Here is a 13,237-nt window from a genome sequence, read left to right on the forward strand (position 1 = left end):
TTTGCCAGCATGAAATTTAGTGAATCATGGTTACGTGAGTGGGTTAATCCTGCAAATACATCAGAAGAATTAGCACATCAAATTACAATGGCGGGTCTTGAAGTTGATGGCGTTGACGCTGTTGCTGGCGAGTTTACCGGTATTGTTGTTGGTGAAGTGGTTGAATGTGGTCAACATCCAGATGCTGATAAATTACAGGTCACAAAAATAAATGTAGGTGATGCCGCGGAAGATGGCGAGTTAATCGATATCGTTTGTGGTGCTAAAAACTGTCGTCAAGGCCTCAAAGTGGCTGTTGCGATGGTTGGTGCAGTGCTACCAGGTGATTTCAAAATCAAGAAAGCAAAACTACGTGGCCAGCCTTCGTTCGGTATGCTTTGCTCTGAATCTGAAATGGGCATGGCAGAAAGTGCAGATGGCATTATTGAATTGCCAGCTGATGCGCCAATTGGACAAAATATTCGTGAATACTTAAAGCTTGATGACGTCACCATTGACGTTGATTTAACGGCTAACCGTGGTGACTGTCTTGGCCTTAAAGGTCTTGCCCGTGAAGTAGGTGTGCTCAACAGCTTAGCGGTAACAGAGCCTACTATAGCCGCTGTTGCGCCAACTATTGATGATGTGCGTGACATTAAACTATCAGCACCTAAGGCGTGTCCGCGTTATTTAGGGCGTGTTGTCAAAGGTATTAACCTTGATGCAGTAACGCCATTATGGATGGTTGAAAAGCTTCGCCGTTGTGGTGTGCGTTCAATCGACCCTGTGGTGGATGTTACTAACTACGTATTATTAGAGCTTGGTCATCCGATGCATGCATTCGACTTGGCTAAAATTGATGGTGCGATCGATGTTCGTTTTGCAAATGCTGAAGAAAAACTGACGCTACTTGACGAAAACGAAGTGACATTGTCATCTGAAACCCTTGTTATTGCAGACGATAGTAAATCATTAGCTATGGCAGGTATTTTTGGTGGCTTATATTCAGGTGTAACGGATGAAACTACAGACATTTTCTTAGAAAGTGCATTTTTCTCTCCATTGGCTATCTTAGGAAAAGCACGTCAATACGGCTTACATACGGATGCCTCTCACCGTTACGAACGTGGTGTTGATCCACAGTTACAACGTGACGCAATGGAAAGAGCAACTCAGTTATTGCTTGATATTGTCGGTGGTCAAGCAGGCCCTATCGTTGAAGCTAAATCTGAAGAACATATCCCAGCGCCAAGAGAAGTGACGTTACGTCGCTGCATGTTAGACCGCCGCATTGGTTTTCATATCGACGATGAAAAAGTGACTGAGATTCTTACGCGTTTAGGTTTTAGTGTCGATTTTGATGCGGATACTTCCTTATGGGCAGTGAATGTACCAGCTTATCGTTTTGATATTTCAATTGAAGTTGATTTAATTGAAGAAGTTGCTCGTATATTCGGTTACAACAATATTCCTAATGTTTCGCCGGTAGCAAGCTTAACGATGCGCTCTCACAAAGAAAGTGATATCTCAGTGTCAAAACTTCGCAATGTGCTTGTCAACAAAGGGTATCAAGAAGCAATTACTTACAGTTTTGTTGACCCGAAAGTTCAAGAGCTATTGCACCCAAACCGTGAAGTAATGACGTTACCTCATCCGATTTCTTCAGAAATGTCGGTAATGCGTTTGAGCTTGTGGACAGGTTTACTACAATCAGTATGTTATAATCAAAATCGTCAACAGTCGCGTGTTCGATTATTTGAAACGGGGCTACGCTTTGTACCTGATGAAAGCGCAGAAAATGGCGTTCGTCAGGACATGATGATTGGCGGTGTTATCACTGGTACGCGTAATGAAGAACATTGGCAGTTAGATAATGGTGCTGCAGACTTTTACGATGCAAAAGGTGATGTTGAAGCATTGTTAGCATTAACTGCGAATCAATCTGCATACACCTTTTCAAAAGCTGAAATCGATGCATTGCACCCTGGACAAACGGCAGCAATCTACAAAGGTGAAACCTTAGTGGGGTATGTTGGTGCGTTACATCCTGAATTAGAAAGAAAAATTGGACTAAACGGTCGTACTTTAGTTTTCGAACTTTCTTTGGCTGAAGTTTTAACTCAAAATATCCCTGCAGCTAGCGATATATCTCGTTTTCCTGCAAATAGACGTGATATTGCAGTTGTTGTTGGAGAACAAGTCGAAGCAAAAAAAGTGTTACAACTCATTGAAAAGGTTGGCGGAAATTATTTAATTGATCTAAACTTGTTCGATGTATACCAAGGTAAAGGTATCGAGCCTGGATTCAAGAGTTTGGCTATCGCAATGACGTTACAAGACGTTGAGAAGACTCTGGAAGAAAAAGACATTAACGAAGTCGTTAATCGTGTGGTCGATACGTTAAAAGACGAATTAGATGCATCACTGAGGGATTAAGCTATGGCGCTAACCAAAGCAGAAGTCGCAGAACACTTGTATGAAAAGGTTGGATTAAGTAAGCGCGACGCCAAAGAAATGGTTGAAGTGTTTTTTGAAGAAATCCGTGCAACACTTGAAAATGGCGAACAGGTAAAACTGTCTGGCTTCGGTAACTTTGATCTTCGAGTGAAAAGTGAAAGACCTGGTCGTAACCCTAAAACGGGTGAAGACATTCCAATTTCTGCGCGCAAGGTCGTGACCTTTAGACCTGGCCAGAAACTAAAAAGCCGTGTTGAAAACGGCAACGGTTAGCAAGTTATAATAAGGCTGCATTTTCATGTGGCCTTTTTTATCGATAAGTTAATGACTTATCGTTGCTAACATAGATAAACGTGTAGAAATCAGTACTTCTTCTCCTTTATTATCTGTTCATTGCGCTGCTAAGATAATCGCACATTTCTCAATGCCTCCCTTCTTGATAATAAAACTTACTGCTCTTAGCACTAAGTAGTGCTATGAACGCCCTTGGGATCAAAATAATAAAAGAAGCAAATAAAGCCCCTGTAAGTAGTGCATCAATCGTCAAGGGAACTGCTAGCTGATAATGCTGCGCGGTTAGTTGAGCAGACTCGAGATCGAGGTGCACAATGAAATAATACAGCTTTTCCATATAAGGGACTTCAGTGAGTTGCGATAATTGCTCTGACAGTAAGGCTATGCGATCGATTAATTCAGAAACGACTATGCCGGTTTGTTTAATCGCTGGATCAGCATTGTTCGTGTAACGCTCAACAAGCACTTGTAAGTCGCCATTAAAGTGGTTGTTTGCCACTGATTGGAATTTGCTTAGATGAAATTGTGCTTCCGCTAATTTTCCGTTAATCATTTGGGTATATTGCTGAATAAATTCTGGCAACTGCACACCAACAATAAAGCTGAGTGTGAACCCGGCATGATCAATACTACTAACAAAAAACTTTCTAATCATATTTTTATTTCTAATAATTCGAACGGTTAATCCAATTAATTGTGTTTTATTTCATAAAAAAAGAACGTTAAACTGCTTTCATCAAGTTAAGGAGACGATTATGTCAAACGTTCTAATTTTAAATAGTGGCTTAAATGGCGCACAAAGTAATTCAAACAAGCTAACTTCATTATATGAAAATATGCGAAAAACACACCATTTGGACGATAACTATACGGTTCGTGATTTAAACGAACAAGCGTTACCTCATTTATCTCAACAAGAAATGGGGGCCTGGATGACTGCTCCTGAAGACAGAACGCCAGAACAGCAGACGTTGGCACGCATCTCAGATGAATTAATTAATGAGATAAAAGCCCATGACACCATTGTAATTGGTATGCCAATGTACAATATGGGTATACCTTCAACCTTTAAAGCGTATATTGATCGTATTGCCAGAGCTGGAGTCACTTTTACATACACTGAAAATGGACCTGAAGGCTTGGTGAAAAATAAGCGTGTGATCGTATTAGCCGCAAGAGGTGGTCAATATCAAGGTACGCCATTCGATACACAAACAAGTTACATTAAAAACATATTTGGCTTGATAGGTATAACTGATGTTGAGTTCGTTTACGCAGAAGGTTTAAATATGGGAGAACAGGTTGCAGAGCAAGCTTGGCAAACTGCGTCGGAGCAATTAACAGCAACTTTTAATTAATTGGATTGGGGCGAGTTTAACACATCATGCAACTGTAAATCATTTTCGCTTTGAAAGTGTAGATAAACACATACTCAGGTGCTGAACAAGAAAGGTAAATCTTGAAAAGTCAGCGTCTGAGATATTCTCTTGTGTATCATAGTTATTGGCTGTGATTAGACCTATCGCATTGTTATCAATCATTACTGGAGCAATTGCCATCTTTCCTTCGTTTAGCATAGTGACTACCTGTGGCGTAACAAATTTTTGAATAGCTTTATCTTCTCGGTTGTTGATCAGTAATGGTTGCCGTTCTTTTAATACACGGTCAAATAAAAAACTGGCGCGTTCTATAATTATCGTATTGTCATGCTGATAGTCGGTGCCGAATTGATCAAAAGAGGTTCGTAGCTTTAATTCACTTTTGGCGGTAGCTAACAGGTAAAAAGAGCATAAATCTAAGTTTAAAATCGCAGCAGTATTTTTAAGGGTGTATTCTAAAAACTCATTAATGTCAGAACTTGTTAACGTCAAATTGCTTAAGTGCTGCATTACATTTAATTGTGCCATATCTTGATTAACTCTAGTCGGCGTTTTTGTATTGTAATTTGCTTGAAAATCTCCACCTTTAGGTAAGTCCTTTATATATTCATTGAGCATTTGAGCACCGTATGAATCCAGCAACTCCATTGATTTTTCACGGGTCTGATTAATCCTGTGCCTAAGCTGTCGTTCGTTTACTTCAAGTAGCGAAGAAACTTCACCGATGACTCTGTCGAACTCTGCTTGTGAGGGCGGCATGTCGATATAGGATGCTAGTTTATCAGAGAGGTCTATGATTTTTATTTCTATTGTTCGACTATCAGGGCTATCAAGGGACTTAATTAATAGATCCCCCAAATTCCAGTGCCGAGCAAGCCCTAAACTGAGATCGTTTAGGCTCATTCCTATAAGCTTTTTACTTTGTTGTTCGAATTCTTTTTTGGATAACACAGCAAGTTCTGCGAGTGGAGATTTTAATTCAGCACCCACACACCAAAACGCCGTTTCACCTATTCGATGAAGCATCGAGGCCAAGTAGACTTCTTCACGAGTATCATCGTCATAATCTGGCATCATCATTTTGGCGAGTTGACCAGCATAAAAGGACGAAGCCATAGAACGTTTTATTTTTTCGTAAACTTCAAATTCTAGGTGTTCATTTTTCAAAAGGCTTTCAATGACCTTGGACGTTAGACAAATGTTCTTAACGGCTTGAATGCCGAGCACAACGGTTGCCCTTGAAACCGTGGTCACAGGAGCGACACCGATGCGAGATGCACTATTAGCAACCTTTAAAAGGCACGAAGAAAGCGCTTGGTCGTGGAGTATTGCTTTACTAAGTCTAGGCAAAGAGGAGACATCGTCATTACTAAATTTTTGTAACAGGCGAGCAGTGGAAGTCAGCGCAGGAAGTTCGTTATGAACGATAAAATCAATCCACTGTTCTCGTTTTCTTTTTTGAGTTTCCATTACAAACCTTCGACCTTTTATCATCGAAATTAACGATAAATCGTTAATGTATATATATGTTTGTAACGTGTAACTCGAATTTTTGCAAACCGTGGATTGAATAAATGATTAATCAGTAAAGATATTTTACTCGTATGCAATAGGGTCAGTGACGTTATTTTTCTCGAATGCTTCTAATCTTTCCTGGCATGCACCACATTTACCACAAGCCCGATCTCGCCCGTTATAACAGGTCCACGTTTGGCTGTAGTCCAAGTTCATTTTCAGTCCGTCGGTCAAAATATCGACTTTAGAGTCGTGCAAGTAAGGGCTGAATATATCTATAGGCTCATAGTTGGCGATCTGACACACATCATTCATTTTCATGACGAACTCTGGACGACAATCAGGGTAAATTGCATGATCGCCTGAATGTGCGCCGTAATATACTTGGCTGGCTTGAACAGAGACTGCATAGCCAACTGCAAGTGATAATAAGATCATGTTACGGTTAGGTACCACGGTAGATTTCATATTATCTGCTTCATAATGGCCTTCAGGGATATCGATATCATCAGTTAAAGACGAACCGGCAAGGAGCTGATTTATTGCAGTAATGTCGATAATTTTATGATGAACATTGAGTTTTTTACAAACACTGGCGGCGCACTCTAACTCTTTTACATGTTTTTGACCGTAATCAAAAGACAGGGCATACACTTCCTTTCCGTCGGTTAATGCGCGATTTAAAACCGTGAACGAATCCATGCCGCCAGAATATATTACAACAACTTTTTCAGTCATTTCGTTTGTCTCTTAGGGTATAATCAATTATTCCGTTAATTTTACTGTACTAACCTTTGACAATAAAGGGCTTTGGTCATAGCAGAACAATGATGTCGATCACTTATAAAATCAATGAATTATTTGAGACTCTCCAAGGAGAAGGCTCTTTTACTGGGCAACCGTCCATTTTTATCCGTTTGCAGGAATGTCCTGTTGGCTGTTCTTGGTGTGATACCAAACACACATGGGAAGTTAAACCTGAGTTAAAAATCGAAATAAACGATTTGCTGGCGCAAAACGAAGAGACTGAATGCTGGAGCGAGTTGAACGCAGAACAAATTATTACGCTTTTTAAAAAGCAGGAATTTAACGCTAAGCATGTGGTTATTACCGGTGGAGAGCCTTGCATGTATGATCTCAAACCACTGTGTCAGGCACTGGAGTTGCAAGGGTTTAGTTGCCAAATTGAAACTTCAGGCACGTTTGAAATAAAAACGACTGATAATTGTTGGGTGACGGTTTCACCGAAAGTGAACATGAAGGGCGGCTATCCAATTTTGGCGAGTGCGATGGCCCGAGCTAACGAAATTAAACATCCTGTGGCCACAGAGCAACATGTTGATGACTTAAAAGCTTTGCTGGCCAAGTTTAATGTCACAGACAAACAAGTATATTTACAACCGATCAGCCAAAAGCAACGAGCGACAGAATTGGCCATTCGCACCTGTATAGAAAACGACTGGCGCTTATCGGTACAAGTTCATAAATATATTGGCATAGAATAGGCCTAAATCACACTAATCTTGAAGAGGCAGCCGTATGATTATTTTTACCCCTGAATGTTCACGGCTTGACGTATCTTTTGTATTAACATCAAAGCCTGTCGATATCTCACTATAGTTCTCGGCAGTAATAGTGCCATGGTGATATTCACAAATTAGACGTGCGATAAATAATCCTAATCCTAAGTGAGGCTGCTGTTGCTGTTCATTGGTTCGCACTGATACCATAGAATCAAACAATTTTCCTTGCATTTGCTCAGGCAATAATTGTCCTCGATTAGCAATGCTGATGCTGATGTCATTTTTTACGCGAATAACATCAATATTGATTTTCTTATCTTCGCTAAAATCGACTGCATTACTGATAATTTTATCTAGCAATTGGGCGAAATGTTCAGGCGAACCATTTATTTTTTGTGGCTGCTCAGCAATGGTTAATTGGAATTGAAAGTCAGGATGAATCTGCTGGTACCCTCCAATACAACCAGCAATCACCTGGGTTAGATCAAACGCGACAGGATCGGTAGATTGTAGCATCTGCTCTATTCTTGTTGCTTCTGACATGCTGGTGAGAATGTAATTTAAACGTTCTATCCCTGACTGTGCTCTGTCAATATAGGCCTTGGCAGACTCATCAATGTTTTGCATAGTCAAATTTTCGAGCGAGGTACGTACTACCGCTATAGGGGTACGTAATTCATGAGATAGCCGAGATGACATGTTTTCAAGGTAATGGTTATATTGGCTTAAACGACTGACTGCTGTTGAAAAGCTTCGTGATAAATCACCAATTTCATCGTTTGCTTTAACTTCCTCTAGGTCATGCTTAATGCGACCATGTTCATCAATAGCAAGCTCTGCTTGGTTTCTTAATTTTCGGATCCGATTTGAAATACGCGAGGCGAATAAGAAAAATGCCACAGTACCTAATGATAATATCGCCAAAATAGAGGTAAATAATTTTTCCAAGGCACGATTTCTTAGGGTGCGAATACCGTTAGTGGTTTCTTCAACAATCACCGCACCCATCACGTCGTCTTCGATGAAAATAGGGTAGGCGGCAGACAGCACCAATGCTTGTTGATCGGTAGTCAACCGCCACTGAGAGTCCGCTGTTCCGTTTAACGCTGTTTCAATATGCTTGCCCGTTAAATTACTACGATCATAAAGTTTATCTACAAATGCCTTAGGTGGCCTAGTCAAAAATTTATAATAAATAGGGTGTAGGTAGTCTCGTTCAAGCTTGCTCAAGAAGCTTTCGTTTTTATCACTAATACTGGTGTTACGCCATACGCCACTGGCTTGTTGTAAGTCGCCTGCACTGGCTAGTACACGCTGGTGTTGGTCAACCACCCAAATACTAGAGTAGGTATAGCTCATGCCTTTAACAATACGTTCAATTTCTGGTGAAGGCACAACAATGGTACCGAGTGCGTCAACATCATTGGTATCAGCAGAGCCAGTAATGGACTCAATGTCACCATTTTCATGGTCAACATCACTGAGGCTAAAAGCAATTTTATCACCGAGCATGGAAAGTGGCAGACGCATCTCAATATTGTAGCCGTGTGGCGTAAGCTGCCATGTTCCTTGAATTTGTGGCGTTGCCTCCGGAATATTATTTGCTATGTTTGTCATTCGAAAAGCATCAAGCCAGCCAGGCTGCTTATTACTGATTACGTATTGATGAAAGACATTGTCGTTGTCAGTTAAGCTGAGCGTTAAGTGGTCATTTTTGAAAATTGAACGGGTATTTTTGCCGCGAAAAATGCTTTGATTGTCATTAACTTGAAAGAATAAGTACAAATATTTGTCAAACTTACCTACGGCACCAGTAAAGCTTAATGAATGGGGAACCACGCTATAAGATGCGATTGTATTTTTAACGTCATACAAATGTGCTCGTTCGATGAATTCCGGCCAATCATCGGGCTTACCGTCAAGCTGTAATGGGCGCTTAAATTCGAAACCGTAGAGGTCTTTGCCTTTTTCTACATTAGGTAAAAAGCTGGCTTGATTATTAAATAGGTTAGGACGCTCGTGCAATGCTGTTGCTAGAGCTCTTGCAGTACCAACGAGTGTTTGCTCTTGGCCAAAGCGCAAGTATTTCTCCATCTCCCATACATATTGATAACCCAGCCAAGGGATGGAAAAAAGAAACGAAGATAGTAGTAACAGCTTAGTGCGCAAGCCTATTCTAATGTTCACCAAATTAATGTGTATTCCATCGGTAGCCCATACCATAAACGGTTTCGATACAATCAAATTGCTCATCTACTTTGATGAATTTTTTCCGAATGCGTTTCACGTGCGATGTAATGGTTGAATCATCAACGAATATTTTAGAGTCCTGCATTAACTGTGCGCGGTTTTTAACATGACCTGCATGCTTTGCCAAGGCGTGGATCATCCAAAATTCTGTTACGGTTAAATCAACGTGCTTTTCATTCCAATGCACAATCATACGTTGGCTATCTATGGTTAGCTTACCTACATTGAGCAACTGTTCTTGCTCGGCGGGTTGTACTAATGCTTCTTGACGCCTAAAAAGAGCGGCTATTCGTGCAGTTAAATGGGGCAGGCTAATGTCTTTGGTTAAGTAATCATCAGCGCCCATACGTAGGCCTGATACTGTGTCAACATCATTATCTCTGGCAGTAAGAAATATAATGGGTAGGGTTTTAGATTGATCTCTGAGCCATTGACATAGTTCGAAGCCGCCATCGTAGGCATCACTTAAACCGATATCTAAAATAGCTAAATGAGGCAGCCTTACGCCAAAGGCGTTCATTGCGGTTTCCTTGTTTTCAAATGTTTGCACCTGATAACCTTGACGACGCAGTACATCAGCATAGTTCTCTCTAATGGCTGCTTCGTCTTCTACAATTGCTATTCTCTTGCTCATAATTAGCTCTTCATACTACTCATGCCAACGAGTATATCTATTTTGTTTCAAATACGAAGTGATTAAATGAAATTGCCATATTTATGCCACATTTGAACTTCACATTGCCATTTTCTTGTCCAAAAAGCGCCTAAATTATTGTGTTTAATAGGCTTATCGAAAAGATAACAAATTAATTTAATCGCCTTGAGGGAATACAACATGAAAAAACAACTTATCGCCACAGCTATCATCGCCACACTAGCCACGTCACCATTATCTGTCTACGCAAATTCATCACAAGCTGATGACAAAATGGACCCAGTTACTAAAGAAGAAATTGGTTTTGGAACCGGTGCCTTAGTCGGTGCCATCTTTGGGGGGCCAGCGGGCGCCTTTATTACTGGTATTGCAGGTAACTTAATTGCTAAGACCATGAATTCAGAAGATGAAATTAACCAATTACAAGCTAACCAAGAATTAAGCGAAATGGAGTTTGAGCAACAAGTCGCCGCGCTTCGTCTTCAATTAGAAAACGCAGAGCAAAACCACCAACGGGAGTTAATTGCATTAGAGCAAAAACAAGAAAACTCAAATCAATATGCGTTGTCACAATTACAGGCTGAAAATTTATTAATGAGCCTGCAGTTTAAGACGGGCTCAGCCCAAGTACCTAAATACTACCAACCACAACTTGTCGCATTGGCGGAACTACTGAAGCAATCACCTGAAATCACCGTTGACCTATCTGGCTATACCGACTTGTTAGGAGATAGTGATACTAATTTAGCATTGTCGTCTAAACGGGCTGATTCGGTCAAAACTAAATTGGCTGAACTAGGTATAGACGGCCAACGAATTAACACTTTTGCTTTTGGTGACAGTGCTCCCGTTGTTGCTAATGCGCAACAAGAATCAAGCTTTTACGACCGTCGCGTAATGATAAAGCTTCACCAGCAACCTTCCCAAGTTGCTAAAAACTACTAGGCTAAAACGTTAACTCAAAGCCTAGCACCAACCAACGCAACAGAGCCCTGCAATAGGGCTCATTTTTGTCTTGATTCTTAACTAGTACTCTACTTTTCGCTTAAACGGCGGTAACGAATTGAGTAAATCTTGCCCGTAACGTTTACTGACCAAACGCCTGTCTAATATTGAAATGGTACCTGTGTCTTTTTCATTACGCAGTAAACGCCCACAGGCTTGAATTAATTTTTTTGATGTCTCTGGCACTGCAATTTGCATAAACGGGTTGCCACCTTTATTGGTGATGTGCTCTGCGTGTGCTTCTTCAACAGGGGAGGTAGGAACAGAAAATGGCAATTTAGCGATCACCAAATTAGTTAAGTATTTACCGGGCAAATCTAATCCTTCTGAAAAACTTTGAGTGCCAAAAACGATGCTGGTTGCGTTTTTATCACACAGAACTTTGTGGCGCTTTATAATTGATTGTCGTGACTGTTCGCCTTGCACTAATATTTTGTGGCCTTTCTTACGCAGTGCTTCTGCGGTGCGTTCCATTTGCCAATAGGATGAGAACAACACCAATGAGGCTTCGTTTTCGGGCATCAGCGCAGGCAGTTTTTCAATCACTTCTTCAGGGAATTTATCACTGCTAGGTTCACACTTCATGGTCGGGATCACCAAGGTAGCATTGCTTTGATAATCAAACGGCGAGGCGACAAATTGATATTGGCTACCGTCATTTTTCGACAAGCCGGCTTGAATTCTAAAGTGATCAAATGAATTTAACGCCCGAACGGTAGCAGAGCACAATACTGCGCCTTCGCATTTAGACCATAAGCCGTCTTCTAAGGTAAAGCCGACTTCTAATGGGGAAGCGCTTAGCACATAATCTTGTTTTTTACCTTCCGTTTTTTCAATCCAACGCGCTAGCGGTGCACCTTTTTCTGAGTCGGTGTGGGCATACATTTGCCACAATGCTTGCAAATTTTCCAAGCGATTAATCATAAAACCGGACTCGCCTAATAGCGGCTCGGCTAAATAAAGTTGTACCTCATTTTCTTTCACGGCGTCCATCAGCAAATTGTATAGCTTTATCGTTTGGCTGATTAGCTTTTTACTGATATCACTAATATCTGCTGCCCAATGCTTTAGCGTGCTGGGTATTAACCCGTTTTCAAAACGATACAAGGCTTCCTTGTCAAAATACACTGCGGCGTTTGTCTCAATAAAGCCTTTGACCTTAGTGAGCTCAACGATTAAGTCTTGAGCATCATCAGCAATTTTCAATGACGGTGAAATGGCACTTTGCGATTTGATCAAGCGCGCCATTTTATCTGAGGTTTCTTGTAACTTAGCTGCCCAATCAAGCGCGCCTTTCACGGTTACGCTGGCGCTGGCGTGATCGCGCGCCACTTTGGGTAAGTGGTGCGCCTCGTCAATGACGAAGAAACACTCTTCAGGATCGGGCAGTATTTTACCACCACCTAAGCTTAGATCAGCCAGTAATAAACTGTGGTTGATGACCAGAACGTCTGATAGTTCAGTGGTTTCTCGCGCTTTATGAAAAGGGCAGTGAGTATGCTCACTTAAATGCTTTAAACAGCTGTGTTTGTCTGACTGAATTTGATGCCATAACTGTGGAGCGATTGGCTCTTTCCATGAATCTATGTCACCTTGCCAGCTGTTATCTTTTAGCGCCTTGTGCATGGCTTTTAAGTTGTTTAAATCACTAAGCGACGGTCTTTCAGCGAAGGTGAATCCGACTTGCGGATTATCGTCATCACTGACCGCTTGTGAAAGCTTTTGCGCACAAACATAGCGTTGTCTGCCTTTAACCAACGTAAAACTAAAATCCACGCCGCCAAACTTCTTTAAAAAGGGGAGATCTTTATCAACTAGCTGTTCTTGCAGTGCGACGGTAGCCGTGGCAATACAAACTTTTTTCTTACGCGCTTTGGCTAGAGGAATACTGCCCAACGCATAGGCCAGAGACTTACCTGTACCTGTTCCAGCCTCTATTGTGATGATTTTTCGTGACTTGTCGTATTCACCAGCTAAGGTTTTAGCGATCTCGGCAATAAGAAAGGTTTGTTGTTTTCGAGGAGTAAAGTTTTCTAATTCTTGGCCAATATTTTTATACGCTTGTCTAATGGTATCTTTAATGTTGTCACTTAGCATAAAGCGCTGGCTTTCCTTTACTGTGTCTTTTGAAGAAATGAAGTGATTTTAATACGCTTATATTTCAAAGTCGTCGAGAATCA

At 41.1% G+C, this 13,237-nt stretch carries 11 protein-coding genes; 5 read left to right on the forward strand and 6 right to left on the reverse strand.

The window, feature by feature from the left end:
* Positions 1-9 precede the first annotated feature (9 nt).
* Positions 10-2,415 carry a phenylalanine--tRNA ligase subunit beta gene (pheT, locus tag QUE03_RS08080; RefSeq protein ID WP_286266916.1) on the forward strand — a complete coding sequence of 802 codons (2,406 nt, stop codon included), beginning with the start codon at positions 10-12 and terminating at the stop codon, positions 2,413-2,415.
* Positions 2,416-2,418: 3 nt separating this feature from the next.
* Positions 2,419-2,709 carry an integration host factor subunit alpha gene (gene ihfA, locus QUE03_RS08085; protein ID WP_286266917.1) on the forward strand — a complete coding sequence of 97 codons (291 nt, stop codon included), beginning with the start codon at positions 2,419-2,421 and terminating at the stop codon, positions 2,707-2,709.
* Between the two features lie 148 nt (positions 2,710-2,857).
* Here the strand turns inward: ihfA and QUE03_RS08090 are convergent, their stop codons facing one another.
* Positions 2,858-3,385 (reverse strand): DUF2937 family protein, encoded by a 528-nt coding sequence (locus tag QUE03_RS08090; RefSeq protein ID WP_286266919.1) that lies wholly within the window; start codon positions 3,383-3,385, stop codon positions 2,858-2,860.
* A gap of 100 nt (positions 3,386-3,485) precedes the next feature.
* Here QUE03_RS08090 and QUE03_RS08095 point away from each other — a divergent pair, with 100 nt between their 5' ends.
* Positions 3,486-4,088, forward strand: a complete 603-nt coding sequence (locus QUE03_RS08095; protein ID WP_286266921.1) for an FMN-dependent NADH-azoreductase — start codon at positions 3,486-3,488, stop codon at positions 4,086-4,088.
* Between the two features lie 39 nt (positions 4,089-4,127).
* Here QUE03_RS08095 and QUE03_RS08100 read toward each other — a convergent pair whose 3' ends face one another.
* Both QUE03_RS08100 and queC read right to left on the reverse strand, forming a co-directional pair.
* On the reverse strand, positions 4,128-5,579 hold the full coding sequence (locus QUE03_RS08100; RefSeq protein WP_286266923.1) for an HDOD domain-containing protein: 1,452 nt from the start codon (positions 5,577-5,579) through the stop codon (positions 4,128-4,130).
* A 126-nt stretch (positions 5,580-5,705) separates the two neighbouring features.
* The gene (gene queC / locus QUE03_RS08105) at positions 5,706-6,362 is read right to left on the reverse strand and encodes a 7-cyano-7-deazaguanine synthase QueC (protein WP_286266927.1); all 657 of its coding nucleotides are present in this window, start codon (positions 6,360-6,362) and stop codon (positions 5,706-5,708) included.
* 89 nt (positions 6,363-6,451) lie between these two features.
* Between queC and queE the strand changes: the two genes are divergently transcribed.
* Positions 6,452-7,129, forward strand: a complete 678-nt coding sequence (gene queE, locus QUE03_RS08110) for a 7-carboxy-7-deazaguanine synthase QueE (protein ID WP_286266928.1) — start codon at positions 6,452-6,454, stop codon at positions 7,127-7,129.
* Positions 7,130-7,141: 12 nt separating this feature from the next.
* Here the strand turns inward: queE and pdsS are convergent, their stop codons facing one another.
* Positions 7,142-9,337 carry a proteobacterial dedicated sortase system histidine kinase gene (gene pdsS, locus QUE03_RS08115; RefSeq protein ID WP_434020163.1) on the reverse strand — a complete coding sequence of 732 codons (2,196 nt, stop codon included), beginning with the start codon at positions 9,335-9,337 and terminating at the stop codon, positions 7,142-7,144.
* Between the two features lies 1 nt (position 9,338).
* Entirely contained in the window at positions 9,339-10,031 is a 693-nt protein-coding gene (gene pdsR / locus QUE03_RS08120) for a proteobacterial dedicated sortase system response regulator (protein ID WP_286266930.1), read from the reverse strand.
* A gap of 201 nt (positions 10,032-10,232) precedes the next feature.
* Here pdsR and pdsO point away from each other — a divergent pair, with 201 nt between their 5' ends.
* Positions 10,233-10,997, forward strand: a complete 765-nt coding sequence (gene pdsO / locus QUE03_RS08125) for a sortase-associated OmpA-like protein PdsO (protein WP_286266933.1) — start codon at positions 10,233-10,235, stop codon at positions 10,995-10,997.
* Positions 10,998-11,078: 81 nt separating this feature from the next.
* Here pdsO and dinG read toward each other — a convergent pair whose 3' ends face one another.
* Positions 11,079-13,154 carry an ATP-dependent DNA helicase DinG gene (dinG, locus tag QUE03_RS08130; protein ID WP_286266934.1) on the reverse strand — a complete coding sequence of 692 codons (2,076 nt, stop codon included), beginning with the start codon at positions 13,152-13,154 and terminating at the stop codon, positions 11,079-11,081.
* Between the last annotated feature and the right edge of the window lie 83 nt (positions 13,155-13,237).

It is taken from the genome of Thalassotalea atypica (assembly GCF_030295975.1).
Lineage (GTDB): Bacteria > Pseudomonadota > Gammaproteobacteria > Enterobacterales > Alteromonadaceae > Thalassotalea_F > Thalassotalea_F atypica.